This window comes from Glutamicibacter sp. NPDC087344 (assembly GCF_044744225.1).
Lineage (GTDB): Bacteria > Actinomycetota > Actinomycetes > Actinomycetales > Micrococcaceae > Glutamicibacter.
In genome coordinates, this window is sequence record NZ_JBIUXY010000008.1 from 57,575 (window position 1) to 81,074 (window position 23,500).

Annotated in this window: 27 protein-coding genes; 12 read left to right on the forward strand and 15 right to left on the reverse strand. The window is 59.7% G+C overall.

What is annotated here, in order from left to right; genetic code table 11:
- Window position 1: 1 nt before the first annotated feature.
- A complete protein-coding gene (locus ACIOWL_RS14825) occupies window positions 2–847 on the reverse strand; it encodes a PHP domain-containing protein (protein WP_400386652.1) in 846 nt (281 codons plus the stop codon).
- A gap of 69 nt (window positions 848–916) precedes the next feature.
- Here ACIOWL_RS14825 and ACIOWL_RS14830 point away from each other — a divergent pair, with 69 nt between their 5' ends.
- Entirely contained in the window at window positions 917–2,464 is a 1,548-nt protein-coding gene (locus ACIOWL_RS14830; protein WP_400386655.1) for an aminopeptidase P family protein, read from the forward strand.
- Between the two features lie 80 nt (window positions 2,465–2,544).
- Here ACIOWL_RS14830 and ACIOWL_RS14835 read toward each other — a convergent pair whose 3' ends face one another.
- Entirely contained in the window at window positions 2,545–3,486 is a 942-nt protein-coding gene (locus tag ACIOWL_RS14835; RefSeq protein ID WP_400386658.1) for a general stress protein, read from the reverse strand.
- A 132-nt stretch (window positions 3,487–3,618) separates the two neighbouring features.
- Between ACIOWL_RS14835 and ACIOWL_RS14840 the strand changes: the two genes are divergently transcribed.
- The 3 genes from ACIOWL_RS14840 to ACIOWL_RS14850 all read left to right on the forward strand — a co-directional run bounded on the left by ACIOWL_RS14840 (window position 3,619) and on the right by ACIOWL_RS14850 (window position 6,668).
- Complete coding sequence (locus ACIOWL_RS14840) at window positions 3,619–4,869, forward strand: magnesium transporter MgtE N-terminal domain-containing protein (RefSeq protein WP_400386661.1); 1,251 nt, start codon at window positions 3,619–3,621, stop codon at window positions 4,867–4,869.
- A gap of 87 nt (window positions 4,870–4,956) precedes the next feature.
- Window positions 4,957–5,565, forward strand: coding sequence for a DUF1003 domain-containing protein (locus ACIOWL_RS14845; protein ID WP_400386664.1), 609 nt, complete (start codon window positions 4,957–4,959; stop codon window positions 5,563–5,565).
- The gene (locus ACIOWL_RS14850; RefSeq protein ID WP_400386666.1) at window positions 5,562–6,668 is read left to right on the forward strand and encodes an Mrp/NBP35 family ATP-binding protein; all 1,107 of its coding nucleotides are present in this window, start codon (window positions 5,562–5,564) and stop codon (window positions 6,666–6,668) included. The genes ACIOWL_RS14845 and ACIOWL_RS14850 overlap by 4 nt, the downstream gene beginning before the upstream one ends.
- Before the next feature lie 110 nt (window positions 6,669–6,778).
- Here the strand turns inward: ACIOWL_RS14850 and ACIOWL_RS14855 are convergent, their stop codons facing one another.
- Together ACIOWL_RS14855 and sigE are read right to left on the reverse strand one after the other, a co-directional pair.
- Window positions 6,779–7,183, reverse strand: coding sequence for a sec-independent translocase (locus ACIOWL_RS14855; RefSeq protein WP_400386669.1), 405 nt, complete (start codon window positions 7,181–7,183; stop codon window positions 6,779–6,781).
- Between the two features lie 70 nt (window positions 7,184–7,253).
- Window positions 7,254–7,871 (reverse strand): RNA polymerase sigma factor SigE, encoded by a 618-nt coding sequence (sigE, locus tag ACIOWL_RS14860; protein ID WP_400386672.1) that lies wholly within the window; start codon window positions 7,869–7,871, stop codon window positions 7,254–7,256.
- A 139-nt stretch (window positions 7,872–8,010) separates the two neighbouring features.
- Between sigE and ACIOWL_RS14865 the strand changes: the two genes are divergently transcribed.
- A complete protein-coding gene (locus tag ACIOWL_RS14865; RefSeq protein ID WP_400386675.1) occupies window positions 8,011–8,670 on the forward strand; it encodes an O-methyltransferase in 660 nt (219 codons plus the stop codon).
- Window positions 8,671–8,750: 80 nt separating this feature from the next.
- On the opposite strand, the gene ACIOWL_RS14870 is transcribed toward ACIOWL_RS14865, so the two are convergent.
- From ACIOWL_RS14870 to ACIOWL_RS14880, 3 genes are all read right to left on the reverse strand, one after another.
- The gene (locus ACIOWL_RS14870; protein ID WP_400386677.1) at window positions 8,751–8,918 is read right to left on the reverse strand and encodes a DUF3117 domain-containing protein; all 168 of its coding nucleotides are present in this window, start codon (window positions 8,916–8,918) and stop codon (window positions 8,751–8,753) included.
- A 121-nt stretch (window positions 8,919–9,039) separates the two neighbouring features.
- A complete protein-coding gene (locus ACIOWL_RS14875) occupies window positions 9,040–9,390 on the reverse strand; it encodes a DivIVA domain-containing protein (protein WP_400386679.1) in 351 nt (116 codons plus the stop codon).
- A gap of 4 nt (window positions 9,391–9,394) precedes the next feature.
- Window positions 9,395–10,177 (reverse strand): TIGR00730 family Rossman fold protein, encoded by a 783-nt coding sequence (locus ACIOWL_RS14880; RefSeq protein ID WP_400386680.1) that lies wholly within the window; start codon window positions 10,175–10,177, stop codon window positions 9,395–9,397.
- A 135-nt stretch (window positions 10,178–10,312) separates the two neighbouring features.
- On the opposite strand from ACIOWL_RS14880, the gene ACIOWL_RS14885 reads away from it, so the two are divergent.
- The 4 genes from ACIOWL_RS14885 (at window position 10,313) to ACIOWL_RS14900 (ending at window position 13,555) form a co-directional block, all read left to right on the forward strand.
- Complete coding sequence (locus ACIOWL_RS14885; RefSeq protein ID WP_400386682.1) at window positions 10,313–11,086, forward strand: amino acid ABC transporter ATP-binding protein; 774 nt, start codon at window positions 10,313–10,315, stop codon at window positions 11,084–11,086.
- A gap of 31 nt (window positions 11,087–11,117) precedes the next feature.
- Window positions 11,118–11,948: a glutamate ABC transporter substrate-binding protein gene (locus ACIOWL_RS14890; protein ID WP_400386685.1), complete on the forward strand. Its 831-nt coding sequence runs from the start codon at window positions 11,118–11,120 to the stop codon at window positions 11,946–11,948.
- A gap of 102 nt (window positions 11,949–12,050) precedes the next feature.
- Window positions 12,051–12,731 (forward strand): amino acid ABC transporter permease, encoded by a 681-nt coding sequence (locus ACIOWL_RS14895; RefSeq protein WP_400386688.1) that lies wholly within the window; start codon window positions 12,051–12,053, stop codon window positions 12,729–12,731.
- Complete coding sequence (locus ACIOWL_RS14900) at window positions 12,728–13,555, forward strand: amino acid ABC transporter permease (RefSeq protein WP_400386689.1); 828 nt, start codon at window positions 12,728–12,730, stop codon at window positions 13,553–13,555. The genes ACIOWL_RS14895 and ACIOWL_RS14900 overlap by 4 nt, the downstream gene beginning before the upstream one ends.
- Before the next feature lie 79 nt (window positions 13,556–13,634).
- Here ACIOWL_RS14900 and dapE read toward each other — a convergent pair whose 3' ends face one another.
- Window positions 13,635–14,720: a succinyl-diaminopimelate desuccinylase gene (gene dapE, locus ACIOWL_RS14905; RefSeq protein WP_400386692.1), complete on the reverse strand. Its 1,086-nt coding sequence runs from the start codon at window positions 14,718–14,720 to the stop codon at window positions 13,635–13,637.
- Between the two features lie 73 nt (window positions 14,721–14,793).
- Between dapE and dapD the strand changes: the two genes are divergently transcribed.
- Window positions 14,794–15,750 carry a 2,3,4,5-tetrahydropyridine-2,6-dicarboxylate N-succinyltransferase gene (dapD, locus tag ACIOWL_RS14910; protein ID WP_400386694.1) on the forward strand — a complete coding sequence of 319 codons (957 nt, stop codon included), beginning with the start codon at window positions 14,794–14,796 and terminating at the stop codon, window positions 15,748–15,750.
- A gap of 75 nt (window positions 15,751–15,825) precedes the next feature.
- On the opposite strand, the gene ACIOWL_RS14915 is transcribed toward dapD, so the two are convergent.
- From ACIOWL_RS14915 to fdxA, 4 genes are all read right to left on the reverse strand, one after another.
- On the reverse strand, window positions 15,826–16,431 hold the full coding sequence (locus ACIOWL_RS14915) for a hypothetical protein (protein WP_400386697.1): 606 nt from the start codon (window positions 16,429–16,431) through the stop codon (window positions 15,826–15,828).
- A gap of 142 nt (window positions 16,432–16,573) precedes the next feature.
- Window positions 16,574–17,854: a citrate synthase gene (locus ACIOWL_RS14920; RefSeq protein WP_400386700.1), complete on the reverse strand. Its 1,281-nt coding sequence runs from the start codon at window positions 17,852–17,854 to the stop codon at window positions 16,574–16,576.
- Window positions 17,855–17,952: 98 nt separating this feature from the next.
- On the reverse strand, window positions 17,953–19,068 hold the full coding sequence (dapC, locus tag ACIOWL_RS14925) for a succinyldiaminopimelate transaminase (RefSeq protein WP_400386703.1): 1,116 nt from the start codon (window positions 19,066–19,068) through the stop codon (window positions 17,953–17,955).
- 11 nt (window positions 19,069–19,079) lie between these two features.
- A complete protein-coding gene (gene fdxA, locus ACIOWL_RS14930) occupies window positions 19,080–19,403 on the reverse strand; it encodes a ferredoxin (RefSeq protein WP_400386706.1) in 324 nt (107 codons plus the stop codon).
- A 211-nt stretch (window positions 19,404–19,614) separates the two neighbouring features.
- Between fdxA and ACIOWL_RS14935 the strand changes: the two genes are divergently transcribed.
- Entirely contained in the window at window positions 19,615–19,857 is a 243-nt protein-coding gene (locus ACIOWL_RS14935) for a hypothetical protein (protein ID WP_400386709.1), read from the forward strand.
- A gap of 45 nt (window positions 19,858–19,902) precedes the next feature.
- Window positions 19,903–20,412, forward strand: a complete 510-nt coding sequence (locus tag ACIOWL_RS14940; protein ID WP_400386712.1) for a helix-turn-helix domain-containing protein — start codon at window positions 19,903–19,905, stop codon at window positions 20,410–20,412.
- Between the two features lie 55 nt (window positions 20,413–20,467).
- Here the strand turns inward: ACIOWL_RS14940 and ACIOWL_RS14945 are convergent, their stop codons facing one another.
- From ACIOWL_RS14945 to ACIOWL_RS14955, 3 genes are all read right to left on the reverse strand, one after another.
- Window positions 20,468–20,902, reverse strand: a complete 435-nt coding sequence (locus ACIOWL_RS14945; protein ID WP_400386715.1) for a hypothetical protein — start codon at window positions 20,900–20,902, stop codon at window positions 20,468–20,470.
- Window positions 20,883–22,790, reverse strand: coding sequence for a translational GTPase TypA (typA, locus tag ACIOWL_RS14950; RefSeq protein ID WP_400386718.1), 1,908 nt, complete (start codon window positions 22,788–22,790; stop codon window positions 20,883–20,885). The genes ACIOWL_RS14945 and typA overlap by 20 nt, the downstream gene beginning before the upstream one ends.
- A gap of 145 nt (window positions 22,791–22,935) precedes the next feature.
- Window positions 22,936–23,490, reverse strand: coding sequence for a GNAT family N-acetyltransferase (locus ACIOWL_RS14955; protein WP_400386721.1), 555 nt, complete (start codon window positions 23,488–23,490; stop codon window positions 22,936–22,938).
- Between the last annotated feature and the right edge of the window lie 10 nt (window positions 23,491–23,500).

Consider the following 23,500-nt stretch of genomic DNA (forward strand, 5'->3'; position numbering starts at 1 on the left):
CCTATAGCGACGCTTCAGTTCCGGTGCCCTGCGCCAGAATACGCTCCAACATGGCCGGCTCGGTGAGATTCTCACCGAGCCGGTTCAGTTTTCCGGTGCCGTGGTAGTCCGAGGAACCGGTGACGATCAGGTCATGGGTGCGCGCTAGTTGCAACAGCTGTTCCTTGCCCTCGGCGGTATTATCCCGGTGGTACACCTCAACCCCGGCCAGCCCCGCGGCGATCATGTCCTCAACGGTGCTCTGCGGCACCACCCGCCCGCGCAACGAGGCCTTGGGGTGTGCAAACACCGGCACTCCCCCGGCTTCCCGAACCAAACGAACCGCCTTGGCCGGGTTGATGGCCGGATGCGAGACGTAATAGCGCGAGCGCGAGGAAAGGATGTTGGCAAATGCCTCGTTGCGGTGCGCCACCACCCCGGCGCTAACCAGTGCATCGGCAATATGGGGCCGGCCTACGGTGGATCCGGGCTGGCAATGCTCGGTGACCAGCTCCCAGCTGATGGGGTAATCCTCGGCCAGGCGTTCAACGATACGCTGGGCCCGCACGATCCGTGAATTCAGTGAGATCGCCAGTTCGTCAAGGAGCGGCTGGTAGCTCGGGTCATGGAGGTAGGAAAGCAGGTGAACACTGATCCCGTGCGAATCCTGGCAGGTGACTTCCATCCCTGGAATAAACCCAACCCCCAATTTCACCGCCGCCGCCCGCGCCTGATCCCACCCGGTGGTCTGGTCGTGGTCGGTCAGCGCCACCACATCCAAGCCCGCGGCGGCAGCGGCGGCAATCAGCTCGGCCGGGGTTTCCGTACCGTCGGAAACGTTGGAATGGGTGTGGAGGTCGATTCGCATACTCTCTAGAATATCGAAAGTGCACACGTTCTTTGGCGGCATACAGCAGTTGGTGCCACACTTGAAGTTATGACCAATCAAGTTTCATCGCCAGCAGGCAGCGATCAGCCGTTGGAAGACCGCGTCAACAACCGTTCACAGCGTCCGACGTCAGATTCATTTAAGCAGTTCATGGCCTCGAATTGGGCCGTCGATACCTCGCAGTTGCCGGATGCAGATCCGTCCGCCAGCTACGCAGCCGCCCGCCGCACCGCACTTTCCGCCGCGTTCCCCGGCGAACGCCTGGTGATCCCGGCCGGCCCCCTGAAGGTCCGTTCGAATGACACGGACTACCGTTTCCGCCCGCACTCGGCCTTCGCCCACCTGACCGGTTTGGGGGTAGACCACGAACCGGACGCCGTGCTCATCTTGGAACCTACAGATGACGGTGCAGGTGATCACGGAAGCAACCACGCAGCCACCTTGTATTTCGCTCCGATGGCCGGCCGAGATAGCTCGGACTTCTACCTGGACTCCCGTTCCGGTGAGTTCTGGGTAGGGCCACGCCCAACACTGAGCACCATGTCTGCGCGCACCGGCATGCCGACGGAATCACTCGAGCAGCTGGAACTGGCGATCACCAAAAACTCCGGTCCACAGGCAATGGGTGGCATCCGCATCCGCCTGGTCCGCCAGGTGGACCTGAACGTTGAGGCTCTGGTGGACACCAGCCGCATCAACACCTCCCAGGATCTGGAAGCCTCCGATTCGCTGGATAACGAGCTGGCCGAGTTCGTTTCCGAGCTGCGCCTGATCAAGGACGACTACGAAGTTGAGCAGCTGCGCGCCTCCGTGGCCGCCACCATCAACGGTTTTGAAGATGTGGTGCGCAACCTTGACCGGGCCATCGCCCATGAGCGCGGCGAACGAATTGTCGAGGGCTCGTTTTTCGCCCGCGCCCGCTTGGAAGGTAACGACCTCGGGTACGACACCATTGCCGCGTCGGGGAACAACGCCACGATCCTGCACTGGATCCGTAACAACGGCGCGGTGAACGAGGGGGAGGTGCTGTTGCTCGACGCCGGCGTTGAAGCCGATTCGTTGTATACCGCAGATATCACCCGTTCGCTTCCGGTCTCCGGCACCTACACGCAGGTGCAACGCCGCGTGTACGAGGCAGTCTTGGATGCCGCCGATGCGGCCTTCGCCGCGGTCAAGCCCGGCCTGAAGTTCCGCGACCTGCACCTGATTGCCACCCGTGTCCTGGCCGAACGCCTCTCGCAGTGGGGTATCCTTCCGGTTTCCGTGGAAGAGGCCATGAGCCTGGAAGGCCAGCAGCACCGCCGTTGGATGCCGCACGGCACCAGCCACCATCTAGGCCTGGACGTGCATGACTGCGCCCAGGCACGCGCCGAGCTGTACCTGGACGCGGAGCTGAAGGAAGGTATGGTGTTCACCATCGAACCCGGGCTCTACTTCAAGAAGGAAGACCTGGCGATCCCGGAAGAATACCGTGGAATCGGGGTGCGTATCGAAGATGACATCCTCGTCACCGCAACCGGCGCAGAGTCGCTGAGCGCAGCCCTGCCACGCACGGCCGATGACGTTGAAGCGTGGATGGCCAAGCTGCGCGGTTAACCGTTTCGTTAAATGCAAATGGCCTTCGTCACCCATTACGGGTTGACGAAGGCCATTTGCTATCTGGTTGCTGATGCCGACTACACGTTTTTGTTCGGCACCGAATCATCAGACTCAGGCTGAGCCGCCGGCTGCTCTGCAGTTTGGGCAGCGGCTTGTGCAGCTGGCTGCTCGGGGCCCGGCTCCTGAACGGATGGCTGCTCCTTGTCCGGGAGCACCCCGAGATCAACAGTTGGTTCCACCTCGGCGAGGTTCTGCGTCGGGGCGGCAGGTGGCTGTGCCTGCCCGGAGCCAGCCTGCGGTTCGGCGGCTGGAGCGGTTGGCTCGGCGGCGGGGGTTGGCTGCACACGCACCCCGTAGCGTGGGCGTCCATCTGGCAGATCAGGGAACTGGCCGTTGCGCGCATCCGCGGCGCCGGCCGGTTGAACAGGCTGACCGGGGGTTTGCTCCGCGGCTGGAGCGGCCGGCTGGGCCGGCTGGGCCGGCGCAGGGGTGGCGGGTTGCCGCACCGGAGCGTTCGCGACCGGGGCCTGCGGGCGCATTGGCAGCTTGGCGGCCAGCGTCCTAGCGGCCTGGGCGTTCTCAAAGTCAACCACCACATCAAAGCTGGTGGCCACGAACTGGCTCGACGAGGCAAAGTCGCGCTTGCCGCGTCGGGTTGAATAGCTGATCACGCCAGCGATCATCCAGATGGCCATGCCCAGCCCAATGGCGGAGAGGATCTGGTAGATCCCGTTGCTGCCACCGCTGAACAATGACAGCAGCAGGCCAACAAACAGACCCATCATGGCGCCTTGCGCGGCGCCGGCCAAGGCGACCTTGGGGTAGGACAATTTGGCGGTCACCCGTTCCACGGTGCGCACGTCATTGCCCACGATGGTCACCGAGGCCACCGGGAAGTCGTTGTCTGCCAGGTAATCCACGAGCTTTTGGGCATCGAGATAACTGGTGTAACGCCCCAGCAGCTCACCGCGCGGCAAGCCATTGGTGCTGATCGAATTTACTCCTTGTGGCGAGGTCATATCTATATTGTGCACGGTATTGCTGTGTTTGCACCCAGTAGTGAAGCCGGGATCACTCAGGGCGAAAGAATCAACCGCGCAAGTGTGTCACCGCGCACCGCGCACAGGCACCGAGCACGATAACCTAGGAAGGTGAGCTCACAAGTGTCTAAAATCTTCGTCGCCCGGTTGCTCGGGCTGGACGTCTTCGATCCCCTGGGCGACCGCCTGGGGCGCTTGCGCGACGTCGTGGTGGTCTCGCGCGGACCCAAAAAACCGCCGGCCTGTGTCGGCGTGGTGGTTGAGGTTCCGGGCAAACGCCGTGTTTTTGTGCCCATGACACGAATCCAGTCAATGGAATCCACCCAAATCATCTGTTCGGGCCTGGTCAACATGCGCCGCTTCCAGCAACGTGGCCAGGAACTTTTGGTTGTTGCCGAACTTTTTGACCGCACCATCACCTTCACCGACGGCTCCGGGAGAGGCGTCATCGAAGACATCGGCCTGACGCAAACGCGCCGGGGCGACTGGGAAATCAACCAGTACTATGTGCAGCGCGGAGTCGCCGCACCGTCCCTGCTGGGATTGCGCAGCCGCAAACGCGACAAGGTTTTGGTCTCGTGGGAAGACATCAGCCACGGCAACCAGAGCGAGCCGCAGTCGGCCGATACCTTTGTCGCCACCCACGATGACATGAAGGCCGCAGACTTCGCCGACGCGCTTCATGAAATGAATGAAAAACGTCGCCTGGAGATTGCCGCGCACCTGCAGGACGAGCGCCTGGCCGATGTGCTTCAGGAGCTGCCGGACCGTGAACAGGTTGAGATTCTCTCCGCCCTGGGCCTCGAACGTGCCGCAGACGTGCTGGAAGAAATGGATCCGGATGACGCGGCCGACCTGCTCTCCGAGGTCTCCGAGGAAACCAAACACCAGCTGTTGGAGCTGATGAACGAAGAGGAAGCCAAGGACGTGCGACGCCTGCTGGCGTACCCCGAAGGGACCGCCGGTTCCGTGATGACGCCGGTCCCAGTGATTCTCACCCCGGAATCCACCGTGGCCGAAGCCTTGGCCTCGGTGCGCATGGAAGAGCTCTCCCCCGCGCTGGCCTCCACGGTCTACGTGGTACGCCCGCCGCTGGAGACCCCCACCGGCCGCTACCTGGGCCAGGTGCATATCCAGGCGTTGCTGCGCGCCGCCCCACCCGAGCCGCTGGGCGACATCCTGGACACCGAGCTTGAGCCCATGTCTGACCTGGCGAACATCTCGGAGGTAGTACGCCATTTGGCCACCTACAACCTGACAAGTGTCGGGGTGACCAATAAGGAAGGCCGCCTGGTTGGGGCAATCACCGTGGACGACGTGCTTGACCACATCCTGCCAGATGACTGGCGTTCTCAAGACTAAACCCGATCAATCGGCTCGCCGATTCACCCGGCACCGGCACGGCCCGGTTCCGCACCACACAGATCAGTAGCAAAGGAGTTCACCACCATGGCTGAACAGCGCAAGAACAGTGGCCTGGACACTCCCCTTGCTGCCCGTAAACGCTTCTGGCCAAAGTTCTCCCCAGACCCTGATGCGTTTGGTTCCACCACTGAAAAGTTCGCTCGTTTTATGGGCACCCCGCAGTTTCTGGTCTACATGACGATCTTCTGCGCGTTCTGGCTGATTTGGAACTCCGTTGCCCCGCCAGCGTGGCGTTTTGATGATGCATCGATCGGTTTCACCGCGTTGACCCTCATGCTCTCACTGCAGGCTTCCTACGCCGCGCCCCTCTTGCTGCTCGCCCAGAACCGACAGGATGACCGCGACCGGGTAACCCTGTCCGAGGACCGGGCCCGCGCCGAACGCAACCTGTACGACACCGAATACCTGACCCGTGAGCTGGCCAGCCTTCGTTTGGCCTTGCGTGATGTCGCCACCCGCGACTACGTGCGCTCGGAGCTGCGCAACGTGCTTGAAGAGTTGCTGGAGACCGCGGACGGTGAAGAGCTGAACCTGCGTGCCAAACGCAAGTCCAAGGGCAGCAATCCGCAGACCGGCCTGATGGACACGGTGCAGCCATCGCAGAATTCCAACCGAAAGAACAACAAACCGTGAGTTCGAACGAAGAGCTGCTCAAGGCCCTAGATCAGGTGATCGACCCGGAATTGCGCCGGCCGATTACCGAGCTGGGCATGGTGGGGCGAGTTCATCTTGAAGGGACCACAGCCGAGGTCACCGTCCTGCTGACCATTGCCGGATGCCCGCTACGCAGCACCATCCAGGCCGACGTTAACGCCGCCTTGCTCCCTTTGGCCGGCGTCGATCAGGTGGACATCACCTTGGATGTGATGAACCCGGAACAACGAGCCGCATTGCGCGAACAGCTCGCCAGCCGCCGCACCCCATTTTCGGACCCTGCGTCGCTCACCCGGGTGATTGCGGTCGCCAGCGGCAAGGGCGGTGTGGGCAAGTCCTCCATCACCGCGAATCTGGCGACCGCGTTGGCCGCCAAGGGTTTCAAGGTGGGGCTGATCGATGCGGATGTTCATGGGTTCTCAATTCCTTCCCTGATGGGCACCACACAAAACCCCACCCGGGTCGATGACATGATCCTGCCCCCGGTGGCGCATGGGGTGAAACTCATTTCGATCGGCATGTTCCTGGACTCGAACCAGCCGGTCATCTGGCGTGGACCCATGCTGCACCGGGCACTGGAACAGTTCCTCTCCGACGTGTATTTCGGGGATCTGGACTTCCTGTTTCTGGACCTCCCCCCGGGTACCGGTGATATCGCCATCTCGGTGTCCCAGTTGCTTCCCAACAGTGAGCTCTTGATCATCACCACCCCGCAGTCCACCGCAACGGAGGTGGCCGAACGGGCAGGAACCATCGCGTTGCAGACCAACCAGAAGGTCATCGGGGTGGTGGAAAACATGAGTTACCTGCAGATGCCCGACGGCAGCCGGATGGAGATCTTTGGCTCTGGCGGCGGGGCAAGGCTCAGCGAGTCCCTAGGCTCCCAGTTGGGTTACCCGGTACAGCTGCTCGCGCAGGTTCCCCTGGAAGAGGTGTTGCGCGAAGGTTCGGATCAAGGTATCCCTGTGGTGCTCTCCGCACCTGACTCCCCCGCGGCTCAGGCCTTGGCGGCTGTGGCAACAGCACTGGGCGGACGGCCGCGCGGGCTGGCAGGGCGCTCCCTTCCGCTTTCGGTCAACTAACCGGCCCACCAAGTGCCTTGTCGCGCACGGACAAAAAATCCCTGCTGCGCCGGTTCGGATGAACTGGCGCATCAGGGATTTTTTTGGTGGTGTGCGGGACCGGTAGTGGCCTAGGTTGCCTCGTCGTCAAACGGAGCGCTCTCGTTGAGTCTCAGTGGCTCTTGGGTGCTGGCCTGGGTACTTACGGGCGTGCGAACCGGAGGAGGCGCCTGGATGGTTGAGGGTTTGCCCTTGGCCACGTTGACCGCATCGTCGAATTCATCGATGAGCGCTTCCTTGATGATGCGCCGCGGGTCGTATTGCCGGGGATCGAGTTTGCGCCAATCCATGTCGGCAACCTCATCGCCAACCTCTTCACGAAGCTGCTCCTTGGCGCCGTTTGCCATGCGGCGAATTTCTTTAACCAGATTCGCCAGTTTTTTGGCATATTCGGGAAGCTTCTCGGGACCCAGAACTACGACCGCGATAATGGCGAGAACGATGAACTCGCCGCCATTGATACCTAGAAATTCCACAGAACCAAGATTACCCTGTCCGACTTCAACTAACTAAGCCATCGCTGCCGAGTTCATCCGATGTCCCGGCCTAGGCGGCGGCTCGGCGGCCCAACGGAAGCAACGGCAGGGACATTGTTTTGGCTGGCCGGTTGGACGGATCGCGGTGCGCCAGCGCATCACGCAGCATGGCGCGTCCGCGGTGGATGCGTGAGCGTACCGTGCCCAGTTTCACGTCCAGAATCTGCGAAACCTCCTCGTAGGAGAACCCTTCCATATCACACAGGACGATTGCTGCCCTGAATTCCGGGCTCAGCGCCTTGAGGGCTGCTTGCACATCCACATCAAGGTTGTTGAACTCAAAGTAACGCTCCGGGGAGAGCACCTCACCGGGAAGTCGGTCCTCGGATCCTTCGGCGAACCGGTCAAAACGAATCTTGCTTTTCCGGCGCGCCTGATCGAGAAAGAGGTTGGTGGTAATTCGGTGAAGCCATCCGCCCATGGTTCCGGGCGTGTACTTGTCCAAGGCCTTGAAAGCCCGAACGAAGGCCTCCTGCGAAAGGTCTTCGGCATCCTGACGGTTTCCGGTGAGCCTGTAGGCCAGACGGAAAACACGTTCTCCATGATCGTGAACCATCTGATCCCACGACGGAACCGCAGTCTCTGCGACTGCCAGGGTGGCTACTGAGTCATTTTGTGCATCATTCACACTTAAAGTATGTGGGCCGAAGCTGAGCTACAGCTAAGAATCGCCTGCGCGCAGGGTATCAAGTTCGGGTCGCCGCTGCCCATCTTGTGGGTAACATTGATGTTGTCCCACTTCGCGCGATCCCTAGGACCTGCCTCCCATGCCTTCGATGAATCCAGAACTTCTTGCGAGCTGGAGTTTTACCCAGACCCAGGTCCACGAGAAGGAACATGTGGCACAGGTTCGTGAGCGGTCAGCCGATTTGGGGGTGCGTTGCATCGATCCGGCAGGGCGTTCGATGCTTCAGCTCATTTGCTCGCTGCGCCAGCCGCATAACCTGGTGGAGATCGGTCCCGGTGTCGGGGTTGCCTCGCTGGCAATGTTGGAAGCCCTCGGCGCCGACAGCACCCTCACTGCCATCGAGTCCAATTTGGAACACGCCAACGCCATGCGCCAGTCATTGCGTGAGGCCGGGGTGCCGTCGGCTCACGTGCGCATCATAAATGAGCGGGCGGAAAACGTACTATCTCGCCTGACCGACCATGCATACGATCTGGTGCTCATTGATGCCGGAGCGGAGCTATTGCTGGAATACGTCGCGGAAGCAAAACGGCTGGTGGGGCCGCATGGAGTCATTATCATCAACAATGCCTATGACGATCACCGGCTGTCCAAGCCTGCGGTCCGGCGCCCGTCGACCGTGGCGACCCGAGATGCGTTGCGTTTATTGCGCGAGGACCCCAAGCTCCAGACGCATCTGCTGCCCAGTGAACAGGGCTTGTTTATTGCGTCGGTTCTGCCTGCGGCACGCATGCGCTAGGAGCCACCGGCACGCACAAAAAGGACCGACGAATCGTCGGTCCTTACTTGTTTCAGCCGGTTCAAAACCGCTTGTTATGACTAGTCGGTGACCTCCACCAGGCAGTTGCGCAGCTGCGTTGCTTCATCGTTGTTCAGCTCGACAACAAGACGTCCACCGCCGTCAATCGGCAACCGCAGGATCAGGCTTCGACCCTCCTTGGTGACCTCCATCGGACCGTCACCGGTGCGTGGCTTCATCGCAGCCATGTAAGCAATTCCCTTCGTCCGTGGCCAGCACACCCGGCAGTTTCCAAACCCAATGTGCAACCGCTTGCCTGACCCATCTTCAGACTTAATTCTTCGCTGATTAGGGGCCACTTATCTATTATTATTGCGAATTTTCTGCCGTGTCGCTAATCACACGCCGAGACTCCATGTCACGAATGACATTTTCCAGGCGGGAAATCTCCGCAGACAGCACATCCAACGTGTCGTCCACCTGATCGCAACGGTACCCTCGCAGGCCAAGTGAAAAACGCACCTTGTCGATGTCGCTGGCCCTTGGGTGCTCCGGCAAAAGCACCGGCGGCAACGAGGCTTCATGCTCCACCAGACCCATAATTGGCTCCTGGGTCAATTCAAAATGGCGTCCGGCTTCGACCTTCCGCCGGCGACCGGAGAGCAGCAAAGCCGTGCCGCCGATGACGAGCAGGGCAAGAACTATCAATACAAATGGCATTCAACTATCCCTCGGACATTCGCTCACGGTCAGCCGCGACGCGGCTGGCGTTCAGCACGATCTGCACGGCTTCGTCGGGATCATCGGTCACGGTGAACAAATCCAGATCGCTTTCGGAAATGCAGCGTTCCTTGGCTACCGTGTCCTTGAGCCACTGCACCAGGCCGCCCCAGTACTCGGTTCCCAGCAAAACAATGGGGAAACTGGTGATTTTCTGCGTCTGCACCAAAGTAAGCGCTTCAAAAAGCTCGTCCAGCGTGCCAAAGCCGCCGGGCAAGACGATAAAACCCTGCGAGTACTTAACGAACATTGTTTTTCGCACAAAGAAGTAACGGAAGTTAATGCCCTTGTTAACCCAGGCGTTCAAGCCCGTCTCAAAAGGCAGCTCGATTCCCAGGCCCACCGAAATGCCTTCGGATTCCGCCGAACCCTTATTTGCGGCTTCCATGGTCCCCGGACCACCGCCGGTAATCGTGGTAACCCCTGCCTGCGCGAGCAGCTCGCCCACCCGGTATGCCTGTTTGTAGTACCGGCTTTCCGGATCGGTCCGCGCGGAACCAAACACTGCCACCGCTGGGCCGGTGCCGGCCAAGGTGCCAAAACCGCTGACAAATTCGGCTTGGATACGCAGCACACGCCATACGTCGGTATGTGTTACATCCGGCTGTGGGCTCTCAAGCAGGTAACGATCCAGCTGTTCCTCGGACTTTTTTCCGGGCCAGCTCGCCTCGACGTGGATCCGCCCCCCAGCACGAGCACTTTCTTCACTCTTACGCTTATGAACCATGTCTTCACTCTATCTGTTGCCCGACGTGTTCCACGTCAACCTCGAGGACGGTATTTCAAAACATTTTGATAACAACTTGATGTGACCTGAAAGAACGCTCGCGTAGTGCACGTCACATGAAGTAGTGTCGAGAACATGAAAAGCGATCATCAGGCTCAAGCTTCTTCTGATGGCCCCATCGTCCGACTGGCGGGGGTCAACAAGCACTATGGTGCGCTGCACGTGTTGAACGACATCAATTTGGATGTCGTCAAGGGTGAGGTCGTTGTGATCCTGGGACCTTCGGGCTCAGGCAAGTCGACGCTGTGTCGCGCGATCAATCGTTTGGAGACGATCGACGAGGGCACCATCACCATTGACGGGAAGGCCCTACCCGAAGAAGGTAAGGCACTGGCCCGGCTGCGGGCCGACGTCGGTATGGTGTTCCAGTCCTTCAATCTCTTCGCCCACAAAACCATCCTTGAGAATGTGACCCTTGGCCCCATCAAGGTCAAGGGAATGAAAAAGTCCGCAGCGGACAAACTGGCAATGCAGCTGCTCGAACGTGTTGGAGTCGCCAACCAAGTGGCCAAGCTCCCGGCCCAGCTCTCCGGCGGTCAGCAGCAGCGTGTGGCGATTGCCCGCGCGTTGGCCATGAAACCCAAGGTGATGCTCTTCGACGAACCAACCAGCGCGTTGGATCCCGAAATGATCAACGAGGTTCTGGACACCATGGTGTCGCTGGCTCGCGAGGGCATGACGATGCTTGTGGTGACCCACGAGATGGGCTTCGCCCGCAAGGCCGCAGACCGCGTAATCTTCATGGCCGATGGCCAGATCGTTGAGCAGGCTTCCCCCGAAGAATTCTTCACCAACCCGCAAAGTGCGCGCGCCAAGGATTTCCTCGGCAAGCTCATCACCAACCACTAGATCTCATCACCCACATTTACCAGGAGGAACAATGCGGAAAAATCGTTTTGGCACCATCGCGGCAATGGCAGCTGTCGCTGCTCTGGCCCTGACCGCCTGCGGCGGCTCTGACAATGCAGAAGAAGGCGACAGCGAGAAGGTCCGTATCGGGATCAAATTCGATCAGCCAGGCCTCGGCTTCCAGGATGGCAGCACCTACACCGGATTCGACGTTGATGTAGCTAAGTACGTGGCCAATGAACTGGGCTATTCCGAAGACAAGATCGAATTTGTTTCTTCTCCTTCGGCCAACCGCGAGACGCTGCTGGAAACCAACCAGGTCGACATGATTTTCGCAACCTACACCATCAACGACACCCGCAAGGAACGTGTCGCGTTCGCAGGCCCGTATTTCATTGCAGGTCAGGACCTGCTGGTTCGCACCGATGAAACCGCGATCACCGGCAAGGAATCCTTGGATGGTAAGAAACTGTGCTCGGTGACCGGCTCAACTTCAGCGGAAAACGTCAAGAAGGACGTTCCCGGCGTCAGCTTGGTGGAACAGCAAGGTTACGCTGACTGCCTGGGACTGTTGGAATCGGGCAGCATTGATGCCATCACCACCGATGACATCATCTTGGCCGGTTTGGCAGCGACCGATGCCAACAAGGGCAAGTTCAAGGTTGTTGGCGCCCCGTTCTCCGAGGAACCATACGGTGTGGGTCTGAACAAGACCAACGACAAGTGTGAAAGCATCAACACCGCAATCAAGAAGATGATTGACTCCGGTGAGTGGCAAAAGGCGCTGGATAAGAACACCGAAGGCACCGGCTACAAGCCTTCGGACCTGAATCCACCAACCGAGTTTGAGGCCTGCAGCTAACCTCCAGCACGTTGACTGACTGGCGGCGGTGCACCTTGACCGAAAAGTTTCGGAGCACCACCGCCAGTTACCAGCACATCCATCTACCAAGGAGAACAAGCCGTGGAAGGCTATTTAAGTCTTTGGGATGAATACGGTGCGCGCATCATGGAGTCCTTCTGGACTAACCTGCAGCTCACTTTCTGGGCATTTATTGCCTGCGCAGTCCTCGGGACGATCCTGGCAATCATGCGAATTTCGCCGATTCCCAGCCTGCGTGCGTTCGGCACCGCCTACGTAAACATCTTCCGCAATACTCCGCTGACCATCATCATGACCTTCGGTGTCCTGGTGCTCTTCGGCGTCTTCCAGCTCCAGCTGTCCGATGATTTTAATTTCAACTTTTTCCTCATTGCGATTATCGGCCTGACCATCTACCACGCAGCGTTTTTCTGCGAGGCCATCCGGTCAGGTGTGAACACAGTCCCGCTTGGCCAGGCCGAAGCGGCCCGTGCCACCGGCTTGGGTTTCCTCCCTGCGGCACGGTTGGTCATCCTCCCGCAGGCATTCCGTGGAGCGATTGTCCCCATGGGAAACGTACTGATTGCACTGATCAAAAACACTACGGTCGCCCTGGCTGGTTCCGTGGCTGAAATTTCCGGGCTGATGAAAACCATGATTGAGTACCGAGCGGATCAGGGCATTCTGATCTTCCTCACCGTGGCGCTCATGTTCGTGATCATCGTGGTGCCAATCGGCATGCTGGTGACCTGGCTATCCAAGAAACTGGCGGTGGCACGATGAGCGCACCTAAACAGTCCGTGCTTTTTGATGCACCAGGGCCCAAGGCCAAACGCCGCATCATGTTGCTGAACATCGTAGGCGTGTTGGTGCTTGCCGGGCTTGTGGTTTACCTGGTGATCGGGCTCAACGCCGCAGGCCAGCTTGTACCCGAAAAATGGAATGTTTTCCTCAAAGGCACAGTATGGAGCGACTACCTGTTGCCGGGCTTGCTCAAGACCTTGCAGTCTGCCGCGATTTCGATCGTGACCTCGCTGATCTTCGGTTTTCTCTTCGGTATGGGACGACTGTCGCATAACAAGGTCTTGAACTGGATCAGCACCGTCATTGTCGAGTTCTTCCGTGCGGTGCCGGTGCTGCTGATGATGCTGTTCCTGTGGATCATGCTCGCCCGCTCCGGTTGGGTTGAAGCCCAGGATTCTCCGTTTTACGCGGTTGTCATCGGCCTGACACTCTACAACGGCTCGGTCATTGCGGAGCTGATCCGGTCCGGCGTCCACGGCCTTCCACGCGGGCAGCGCGAGGCGGGCATCGCCATTGGCCTCACCCGCAGTCAGAGCCTGCGGCTTATCGAGATCCCGCAGGCGCTGACCGCCATGCTACCGGCCTTGATCAGCCAGTTCATCGTGATCCTGAAAGACTCGGCTCTGGGATACATCATCAATTACAACGAGTTGCTGTTCAACGGCAAACTGGTGGGTACCGGTAATTCGAACCTGTTCCAGTCGCTGGTGATTGTCGCTTTGGTCTTCATCATCTTGAACTTTGCATTGTCCAAGCTGGCGGCCATGGTCTCGGCACGGCTGAGCTCACGCGGTCAGAAGTAGCACCTCGGCAAACTCGCAAACGTCGGCTCCGTACCTCGCCAATGGCGGAGGATGGAGCCGACGTTTGCGGTTGCAAGCCCTAGCTCAGCCAGGAATGCAACGAGTCCAAGCAGTCGCGGATTGCCTGCTGCGGGACGTGTTCATCATCGGAGTGCGCCAACAGTGCATCACCCGGGCCGAAGTTCACAGCCGGAATTCCAAGCGCTGAGAAGCGCGCTACGTCGGTCCAACCGTATTTCGGCTTCGGCTCTTGGCCGAGGATTGAAATCAGTTCGGCAGCGATCTGCTGGTCTAGTCCCGGGCGTGCGCCGTTGGACCCGTCGGTCCGTTCGATATCAAAACCCTCAAAAAGCTCCCGCACCACCGCCTCGGCCTGCTCCAGAGTTTTGTCCGGGGCAAAGCGATAGTTCACCTCGACCTCGCAGTAGTCAGGGATCACGTTGCCGGCCACTCCCCCGGTGATGCGCACAGCGTTCATCCCTTCGCGGAATTCGAGGCCTTCTACGTCGATGGTCTGCGGTTCATAGTCGGCCAAGCGGCGCAGCACCTCGGAAGCGTCGTGAATGGCGTTATGCCCCATCCAGGCACGGGCCGAATGTGCCGCGGTGCCGTGGGTGCGGATCACAAAACGGCTGGTGCCGTTGCATCCGCCTTCCACGGTGCCGTTGGTTGGTTCAAGCAGGATCGCGAAGTCTGCGGCGAGCAACTCGGGGCTGTTGCGCGCCAAACGACCCAGCCCGGACAGGGACGCGGCGACTTCTTCGTGATCGTAGAAGATGAAGGAGATGTCGTGTTTCGGCGCGGTGAGTAACGCCGCCAGGGCGAGCTGCACGGCCACTCCGCCCTTCATGTCGGTTGCTCCGCGGCCGTAGAGCAACCCGTCGATCACCTGAGCCGGAACGGTGCCCTTGGCTGCCTCGGTGCGCGGCAAGGGCACGGTATCCAGATGCCCTGCCAACACCACCCGACGCTCTCGGCCGAGATTGGTACGAGCCACAATCGAGTCCCCGTCGCGGTGCACCTGAAGGTGATCCAGCTTCTGCAAAGCGTTAAACACTTGGTCGGCAAGCTCTTGTTCGTTGCCGGAGACCGAGTTGACGTTCATCAGGTCTTCGGTCAGTACTGCGACGTCTTGCCGCAGGTCTAGTTCATTCACGGTATTCATCGTCCTACATTCATCGCTTCACTAGCCTGTCATCTATCAACGTTACCTTCAGGATCAACGATACGATCAGTGTATGACTTCAATTTCTGAGACCACTTCCAACGATTCTTCCGTGCGACTGGCATCGGGCCTCGGCCTTGCCACGGTTGCCGCCGACGGCACCGTGTTGGACGTCTGGTACCCAGCCCCTGCACTTGGTGAACTTGTTAAGGCAGATAGCCTGGCCGGTGAGCTTGCCGCCGCGGCAACCGACGACGCCGCCCGCTCAACAACCCAGAAGGTTGTTTCACTGACCATCGACCTAGATGTTGCCCCCGCCGATACCGCGGATGTCTGGCTGCGCCTGCACCTGCTCTCGCACCGCTTGGTCCAGCCGAACTCCATCAACTTGGATGGAATTTTTGGGCACCTGGCCAACGTGGTGTGGACCAACTTCGGCCCATGCCAAGTGGACGGCTTCGAAACTACCCGCCTGAAACTTCGCTCGCGTGGACCGGTCAGCGTCTACGGCGTGGACAAGTTCCCACGCATGGTTGACTACGTCATGCCTTCGGGTGTGCGCATCGCGGATGCCGACCGAGTCCGCTTGGGCGCCCATCTGGCCTCCGGCACCACCGTGATGCACGAAGGTTTTGTGAACTTCAACGCAGGGACCCTGGGCGCGTCCATGGTCGAGGGACGTATTTCCGCCTCGGTTGTTGTGGGCGACGGCTCCGATGTGGGTGGCGGCGCTTCCATTATGGGTACCCTCTCCGGGGGTGGCAAGGAACGTATTGTCATCGGTGAGCGTGTGCTGCTCGGCGCTAATGCCGGTGTTGGCATCTCCATTGGCGATGACTCCGTGGTCGAGGCTGGCCTGTATGTGACCGCCGGGACCCGGGTGGCCCTGGGCGAGAAGACCGTGAAGGCCCTGGACCTTTCGGGTGTGCCGAACCTGCTCTTCCGCCGCAACTCGGTCTCCGGTGCCGTTGAGGCGCTTCCCCGTGCAGGCCAGACTGTCGAGCTGAACGACGCGCTGCACGCCAACTAACCGGTTGCCGCACACCTAAAGAAGGGCCGCAGATCCATTGGATCTGCGGCCCTTCTTCGGTCCCCGCAATGCTTCTCAGATTGGGAAGATAATCGTTACCATCGGCTGAATAAAACCCTGGAAAGCTTTCGAATCACGCAATAGTGAGGAACTTGCAAGGATGGTTGAACCTCCGGTCAACCACGCGCGGGGTTCCTTCAACGGTACCTCGATCACGTGAATCTGCTTTTCTGTCGCATCCGGTACATGCTCGATGCCGCGTTCAATCAGCAACTGTTCAATTTCATCCATGCGGTCCGGAATGTATCCCTGGCTGCGGCGTTCAAAATCTTCGGCGTGCTGGTGGGCGAACAGGGTTGCCTGCCCGTAATGGGGACGGGCAAGCCGCGCCAGTTCGGGATAGCCGTGTTCTTCCAGCCATTCCAAGAGGTTCACCGGGACCGGCGCTTGCGCGGGAGCCTCCTGGGTTGTCAGCGTGTCCCACCAGGAGCCCCATTCTTGTTTGATCTGCCCGTGCTCCGAATGCGGACCGGTGCGTTCCTTAACGTCCGGTTCGAGCCGGCAGTTGGGACCCACCTCGGCAGGATTCACCCCCGCCAGTTCCCGCAGATACAGCGCCATCAAGAGGTGCGGATCGGTATACATGGTCAGCGACCAATTATTGCCACGACGAAAATACATCCAAACCACCTGAGAGCGACGGGCCAAAAGCATGATCTGCACCCCACCATACGCCTGATTCCGGGGTTAAAACAGCATTGGACCGGGACTCCGTATGCTTGGAGTCCCGGCCCAACAGCCAAGGTCTTGCTACATGGGGGTCTTAGACACCCGGGTAGTTGCGAGCGGTCTCGCCCATGTACAGCTGGCGTGGACGGCCGATCTTGGTTTCAGGATCGTTGATCATTTCACGCCACTGCGCGATCCAGCCCGGCAGGCGGCCGATGGCGAACAGCACGGTGAACATCTTCTCCGGGAAACCCATGGCCGTGTAGATCAGGCCGGTGTAGAAGTCGACGTTCGGGTACAGCTTGCGCGAGATGAAGTAGTCGTCGTTCAGTGCCTTCTCTTCCAGGCTCATCGCGATGTCCAGCAACTCGTTGTTGCCCTGCTTGGCCAGCAGGTCGTGGGCGGTCTGCTTGATGATCTTGGCGCGTGGATCGTAGTTCTTGTACACGCGGTGGCCGAAGCCCATCAGGCGCACGCCGTCTTCCTTGTTCTTGACCTTCTCCATGAAGGTCTCCGGGGCGATGCCCTGGGCCTTGATGTCGCGCAGCATACGCAGCACTGCTTCGTTCGCGCCGCCGTGGGCGGGGCCGGAGAGTGCGTGGATACCAGCGGAAACCGAGGCGAACAGGTTGGCGTCAGAGGAGCCAACCAGGCGCACGGTGGAAGTCGAGCAGTTCTGTTCGTGGTCTGCGTGCAGGATCAGCAGCAGGTCCAGGGCCTTGACCATTTCCGGGTCCAGCTCGTATGGTTCAGCTGCGGTGCCGAAGCACAGGCGCAAGAAGTTCTCAACCATGTTCATCGAGTTGTCCGGGTACAGCAGGGCCTGGCCGATGGACTTCTTGTGGGCGTAAGCGGCCAGCACCGGCAGCTTGGCCAACAGGCGCAGGGTCGAACGTTCAACCTGCTCGTTGTCCGATGGGTCCAGCGAATCCTGGTACCAGGTCGACAGTGCCGACACTGCAGAGGAGAGCACCGGCATTGGGTGCGCATCGCGCGGGAAGCCACCGAAGAAGCCTTTGAGCTCTTCGTGCAGCAGGGTGTGGCGGCGCAGGCTGCCGTCGAAGGTTGCCAGCTGCTCTGCGCTTGGCAGTTCGCCGTTGATCAGCAGGTAGGAGACCTCGGTGAAGCTTGAGTGCTCAGCCAACTGCTCAATTGGGTATCCGCGGTAGCGCAGGATGCCAGCATCGCCGTCGATGTAGGTAATCGCAGACTTGGTAGCCGCGGTGTTCATGAAGCCAGGGTCGTAGGTGACGTTCCCGGTGGTCTTCAAAAGTGGTGCTACGTTGAAACCGTTGTTGCCCTCAGCTGCCGGGATAACCGGCAGTTCAAGGTTGGATCCGTTGAATTGTAGCTGTGCAGAGCTCGTGTCTGTCATTGCATCTCCTAACCGGAAAGCGTGTAGTTCCGAAAGGTCAGTCGTCATCCTAGAACATACCGTGATTTGTCCCTATCGCGCTAATCAGGGTGTCATCTTCAGCGTTTGACGGAATCATTCAATCGCTGAACGGCTGCCGCGATCCGCTCGTCACTGGCTGTGAGCGCCACCCGTACGTGCTGTTCACCAGCGGTGCCGTAGAAAACCCCCGGACCGGCGACAATACCCAACTCAGCCAGGCGTTGGATGGTTTCAAAACTCGGGCGTTGCTCGGTGCACCACAGGTACAACCCTGCCACCGAATCTTCAATCTGCAGCCCGAAGTTCACCAAGGCCGGCGCCAGCGCCTCACGGCGTGCGCGGTAGATGTCATACTGCGCCTGGACATGCTCGTCATCGTTCAATGCGACAACCATCGCGTGCTGGATGGGTCCCGGAACGATCATCCCGGTGTGCTTTCGGCTGTTGACCAGCGTCGGCATGAGGTTCGGGGCGCCGGCGATGAACGCGGCGCGATACCCCGCCAAATTCGACTGCTTGGACAGTGAATACAGGGCGAACAGGTTATCCAGGTTCCCCTCGTTCACCCGCGGGTCGAGGATACTTGGGATTTGCCCACGAACCTGTCCCCACCCCAGCTCGGCGTAACATTCGTCCGAAGCCACCACGGCTCCCAGTTCGCGGGCCTGTCGCACAATCTCGGTGAGGCTGTGCACATCGCGGACCTTGCCGGTCGGATTTCCCGGGGAGTTCACCCAGACGAGTTTCACCTTGGCACGCTGCGCTTCGCTCAGCTCAGCAAGATCATCGGTGGCAATGGCGGTCGCACCCACCAGTTGGGCACCAATGTCATAGGTAGGGTAGGCAATTTTTGGCCGTACTACGATATCTCCGGCGCCAAGGCCCAAAAACAGTGGCAGCCAGGCCACCATTTCCTTGGAGCCGACCGTAGGCATCACATCCTCGATCCCCAGTCCGGTGACATTCCTGCGACGGGCGAACCAATCAACAATTGCCTGCCGCACCGCAGTGGTCCCATGGGTTGTCGGATAACCGTGAGAATTTGCCGACGCACTCAGCGCGTCCTGAATGATCTGTGGGGTGTCATCAATCGGCGTACCGATGGACAGATCCACGACCCCGCCCGGGTGTTGTGCCGCCAGCTCGCGGTAGGGTGCAAGCTGGTTCCAGGGGTAATCGGGGAGCTCAAGCATAAAGGTAAAACCTAGCCTTGGTTCTGGGGTGGCAGTGCACTGATAAACGAGTGATCGGTGCCGGTATTTCCAATCTTAGCGGCGCCGCCCGGCGAGCCAAGTTCGTCGAAAAATTCTACGTTTGCCTTGTAATAGTCGGCCCACTCATCCGGCACGTCATCTTCGTAATAAATTGCCTCTACGGGGCACACTGGCTCACAGGCGCCGCAGTCAACACATTCGTCGGGGTGGATATAAAGCGAACGGTCGCCTTCATAGATGCAATCAACCGGGCATTCTTCGACGCACGCCTTGTCTTTAACGTCGACGCACGGCTGAGCGATGATGTAAGTCACGGGGGCTGCGACCTTTCCTTGCACATTGTGGTTTCAACAAAAGCCCGCTGGATCCCAAGATGCTCATTGAATCGTAGACAAGCTCAAACTACAGTCTAGTCCTGTTGCCAAGTCAACCAAGCCTGCCCGGTGCAGCTGTGACGTAACCGACGATTCACATTTCGGTTACCATCGCGGTAAATGAATTCTTTTTACGGAACGTGACTTCAAGATGTTGAATTTTAATGAGTTGACCACCACTGACCGCATTGTCCTGCGTTATCGGCTGGATGAGCACACCCAAAGCGGAGAAACACTCACCGATGTGTTGGGTACCGTGCTCGAAGTTTCGCCATCGCAGATCGTGGTGCAGACCCGCACCGGAGTGGTTTGCGTCGCTCGGGCCGCCATCACCCATGCCAAGCGGGTGCCCCCGGCGCCACCACGGCGTCGCCGTGCCCCACGCGACATGTGATTTGAAACTGCCAATCACTGAACGTTTTTCGCGTATGCTGGCATCATGCCTACCGATGAACTTGTCCAGGCCCGTGCACGCGCCCTCAGTTCCCCACTGCGGTTGCGAATCCTGCGCCTGTGCCTGCACGAGTCGCGGACCAACAAGGAAATCGCGGACATCCTTGAGCTGAATCCCGCGACGTCCCTGCACCACGTACGCACCTTGGTCAGCAGCGGTTTTTTGGCCGCCGAGGAAGCCCGCAAGGGAAACCGCGGCGCCAAGGAGGTCCCCTACCGCAGCACCAAGCTGTCCTGGGGTACCCGGATCCCGGATGCCGCCCCGCTGCTGGTGGATACCTTCCTCCAGGAAATCAACGGACTCTCCGCGCAGGAGATGCAGGTAGTCCGAGTGGGCCTGAAACTCAGCGAAAAATCGCAAAAAGAAATGATGGCACGGCTGCGCGAAGTGATCGAAGACTACGCGATGCGTGAACCCGAACCGGACGGCGTGCCCACCTCCTTGTTCCTGGCCCACCACCTCGATCTGACCGGCAACTCGCCTGCAGATCAGTAGTTTTTGTGGTTAATCAAAAAATGGTGTTCATCCCCGAAGGGAGGAACACCATTTTTTAGGCCTTGCGGTTTGTTTTGCGAATTACACGCAACGCGATCGACAGGGCGATCACCGCGGGGATGACCATACCGTACATCCACAGCAGCGACGCAAGCGTGGGACCTGGCAGGTACCGAAAATACCCGGCGCTGAGTATCAGCTGGTCATGCCCCAAGTAGGAGATCAGTCCAACCGTCACGTAACACCCGATAAACACTACCGCTCCGGCCCACATCTTGCCGGAGGACACCACCGCCCAATAGGTCAGCAGTCCCAGCAGCAACCAGGCCAGCGCGACACCCCAGATGATCGGGGTATCCCCCGCATAAAACAGTGAGGCGTGTACCGCGGTGCCGAACAAACCGGCCGCAAGGGCGGCAACCAGCGCACGCCCTAGGGCGCGGAGGTTGCCGCCACCGGCAAGGTGCTGATTAGGCGCGGGCGCGGGCACGGGTGGCCTTGGCGCGGTCGTTCGCGTTCAGCAGCACCTTGCGGATGCGGATGGCTTCCGGGGTGACCTCGACGCACTCGTCTTCGCGGGCGAATTCGAGCGACTCCTCAAGGGTCAGGGTCTGCGGCGGGGTCAGGTTCTCGAACGAATCCGAGGAAGCCGCACGCATGTTGGTGAGCTTCTTTTCCTTGGTGATGTTCACATCCATATCATCGGCGCGCGAGTTCTCGCCCACGATCATGCCCTCGTAAACCTCTTCGGTCGGCTTCACAAAGAAGCTCATACGTTCCTGCAGGTTGATCATGGCGAACGGGGTCACCACACCGGCGCGGTCGGCGACGATCGAACCGTTGATACGGTATTCGATCGGGCCTGCCCATGGCTCGTAGCCTTCGGCCAGCGAGGCCGCGATGCCGGCGCCGCGGGTTTCGGTCATGAAGCGGGTGCGGAAGCCGATCAGGCCGCGGGCTGGAACCATGAATTCCATACGGACCCAGCCGGTGCCGTGGTTCGCCATGTTGGTCATGCGGCCCTTGCGCGATGCCATCAGCTGGGTGATGGCGCCCAGGTACTCATCCGGTACGTCAATGGTCATGTGCTCCATCGGCTCATGGACCTTGCCGTCGACCATCTTGGTCACAACCTGCGGCTTGCCCACGGTCAGCTCGAAACCTTCACGGCGCATCTGCTCCACGAGGATTGCCAGGGCCAATTCGCCACGGCCCTGGACTTCCCACGCATCCGGACGCTCGGTTGGCAGCACGTTCAGCGAAACGTTACCGATCAGTTCCTTGTCCAGGCGGTCCTTCACCTGACGTGCGGTGACCTTGGCGCCCTTGACCTTGCCGGCCAGCGGCGAGGTGTTGATACCAATGGTCATGGAGATTGCCGGTGGGTCCACGGTGATCAGCGGCAGCGGCTTCGGGTTCTCCAGATCGGTGAGGGTTTCACCAATCATGATGTCTTCAATGCCGGCCACAGCGACGATCTCGCCGGCGCCTGCTTCTTCGGCTGGAACACGCTGCAGGCCCTTGGTGGCCAGCAGTTCGGTGATCTTGACCTGCTTCAGGGTGCCGTCCTGGCGTGCCCACGCGACCTGCTGGCCCTTGCGCAGGGTGCCGTTGAAGATACGCAGCAGTGCCAGACGGCCAAGGAATGGCGAGGCGTCGAGGTTGGTCACGTGAGCCTGCAGCACTTCGCCCTCGGTGAAGGTCGGTGCTGGAACGTGCTTGATGATGGTCTCGAACAATGGCTCAAGATCTTCATTGTCCGGCAGCTGCCCGTCGCCTGGCTGGTTCATCGAAGCGAAGCCGGCCTTGCCCGAGGCGAAGACCACGGGAACGTTCAAGATGGCGTCCAGATCCAGGTCCGGTGCTTCGTCGGCCAGATCGGAGGCCAGGCCAAGCAGCAGGTCCATGGAGTCGGAGATGACGCCGTCGATGCGGGCGTCGGCGCGGTCGGTCTTGTTAACCACGATGATGACCGGCAGGTTTGCGGCCAGTGCCTTACGCAGCACGAAACGGGTCTGCGGCAGCGGGCCTTCGGAGGCGTCCACCAGCAGCACCACACCGTCAACCATGGACAGGCCGCGCTCGACCTCGCCACCGAAGTCGGCGTGACCCGGGGTGTCGATGATGTTCATGGTCATCTGCTTGCCTTCGGCGGCAGGACCGTTGTAGAACACGGTGGTGTTCTTGGCCAGGATGGTGATGCCCTTTTCGCGTTCCAGCTCGCCGGAGTCCATCACGCGGTCTTCGGTTTCACCGTGGCTGTCGAAAGCGCCGGTCTGCTGAAGCATTGCGTTGACCAGGGTGGTCTTGCCGTGGTCAACGTGCGCAACGATGGCTACGTTGCGCAGTTCGTCGCGGCTCGTGATGTTATCTGACATGCGTGAAGGCTCACTTCTGCTCGAGTTTAGGGTCTAAGGAGTCGGGGCCATTCTCGACCCAACCATATATTCTACGCGCAAGAAGCAGGCCAACCGGAGATCTGTGTCAAAACATACAGAAAAAATCACATAAAGTTTCGATGAATCAACTCTTCGGCGCGGTGGGAACCCAAAACCGCAACTGCTTGCGCCCCGTTGATTCAATAACCTCGGGAAGATTTTCATCCAGTATTCCGCCGCAACTGCGAATGGTGGCAGCCGAGGCAATATTGGTGGCGTCGCAGGTAATCAAGGCGTGCTCAACACCCGCGTCGCGCAACTGCTCCAAACCGAAACGGCACAGCTTTTTAGCGATCCCGCGCCGACGTGCCGACGGCAGCACCGCATATCCCAGGTGCCCGCCCAGGTGCTCCAGCGACGCATTCAATTCATAACGCACCGAGATGCGCCCCACCAGCCAGCCGTCTTCATCCGTGGCCACAAATAACGCCGAGCGGACCCACCCGGGGGGAATATGTTCCCCTCGCCGCCCCGCGCACATGCGGTACACGTAGTCCTCCCAGCGTTCGGAGAGCGAGAACGTGGGAAGGAATTCAAAATCATCAACCGTCAGTTCGTGGTGCGCGTCGATGGCCTGTTGTTCGTCGGCATCGGTGAGTTCGCGAAACGTCAGTTCGCCCAAGTTCTCCAGCTCATCCATGCTTCAAGTA

What these genes read in the sequence shown, in the direction of transcription:
- ACIOWL_RS14845 (WP_400386664.1), top strand. Translation starts at nt 4,957, where the DNA reads ATGGCTGAACAGCGCAAGAACAGTGGCCTGGACACTCCCCTTGCTGCC.
- dapD (WP_400386694.1), top strand. Translation starts at nt 14,794, where the DNA reads ATGACTTCAATTTCTGAGACCACTTCCAACGATTCTTCCGTGCGACTG.
- ACIOWL_RS14955 (WP_400386721.1), bottom strand. Translation starts at nt 23,490, where the DNA reads ATGGATGAGCTGGAGAACTTGGGCGAACTGACGTTTCGCGAACTCACC.
- ACIOWL_RS14885 (WP_400386682.1), top strand. Translation starts at nt 10,313, where the DNA reads ATGAAAAGCGATCATCAGGCTCAAGCTTCTTCTGATGGCCCCATCGTC.
- ACIOWL_RS14825 (WP_400386652.1), bottom strand. Translation starts at nt 847, where the DNA reads ATGCGAATCGACCTCCACACCCATTCCAACGTTTCCGACGGTACGGAA.
- ACIOWL_RS14870 (WP_400386677.1), bottom strand. Translation starts at nt 8,918, where the DNA reads ATGGCTGCGATGAAGCCACGCACCGGTGACGGTCCGATGGAGGTCACC.
- ACIOWL_RS14865 (WP_400386675.1), top strand. Translation starts at nt 8,011, where the DNA reads ATGCCTTCGATGAATCCAGAACTTCTTGCGAGCTGGAGTTTTACCCAG.
- ACIOWL_RS14900 (WP_400386689.1), top strand. Translation starts at nt 12,728, where the DNA reads ATGAGCGCACCTAAACAGTCCGTGCTTTTTGATGCACCAGGGCCCAAG.
- ACIOWL_RS14880 (WP_400386680.1), bottom strand. Translation starts at nt 10,177, where the DNA reads ATGGTTCATAAGCGTAAGAGTGAAGAAAGTGCTCGTGCTGGGGGGCGG.
- typA (WP_400386718.1), bottom strand. Translation starts at nt 22,790, where the DNA reads ATGTCAGATAACATCACGAGCCGCGACGAACTGCGCAACGTAGCCATC.
- dapC (WP_400386703.1), bottom strand. Translation starts at nt 19,068, where the DNA reads ATGCTTGAGCTCCCCGATTACCCCTGGAACCAGCTTGCACCCTACCGC.
- ACIOWL_RS14935 (WP_400386709.1), top strand. Translation starts at nt 19,615, where the DNA reads ATGTTGAATTTTAATGAGTTGACCACCACTGACCGCATTGTCCTGCGT.
- ACIOWL_RS14920 (WP_400386700.1), bottom strand. Translation starts at nt 17,854, where the DNA reads ATGACAGACACGAGCTCTGCACAGCTACAATTCAACGGATCCAACCTT.
- ACIOWL_RS14875 (WP_400386679.1), bottom strand. Translation starts at nt 9,390, where the DNA reads ATGCCATTTGTATTGATAGTTCTTGCCCTGCTCGTCATCGGCGGCACG.
- dapE (WP_400386692.1), bottom strand. Translation starts at nt 14,720, where the DNA reads ATGAATACCGTGAATGAACTAGACCTGCGGCAAGACGTCGCAGTACTG.
- ACIOWL_RS14890 (WP_400386685.1), top strand. Translation starts at nt 11,118, where the DNA reads ATGCGGAAAAATCGTTTTGGCACCATCGCGGCAATGGCAGCTGTCGCT.
- ACIOWL_RS14835 (WP_400386658.1), bottom strand. Translation starts at nt 3,486, where the DNA reads ATGACCTCGCCACAAGGAGTAAATTCGATCAGCACCAATGGCTTGCCG.
- ACIOWL_RS14940 (WP_400386712.1), top strand. Translation starts at nt 19,903, where the DNA reads ATGCCTACCGATGAACTTGTCCAGGCCCGTGCACGCGCCCTCAGTTCC.
- ACIOWL_RS14915 (WP_400386697.1), bottom strand. Translation starts at nt 16,431, where the DNA reads ATGTATTTTCGTCGTGGCAATAATTGGTCGCTGACCATGTATACCGAT.
- ACIOWL_RS14830 (WP_400386655.1), top strand. Translation starts at nt 917, where the DNA reads ATGACCAATCAAGTTTCATCGCCAGCAGGCAGCGATCAGCCGTTGGAA.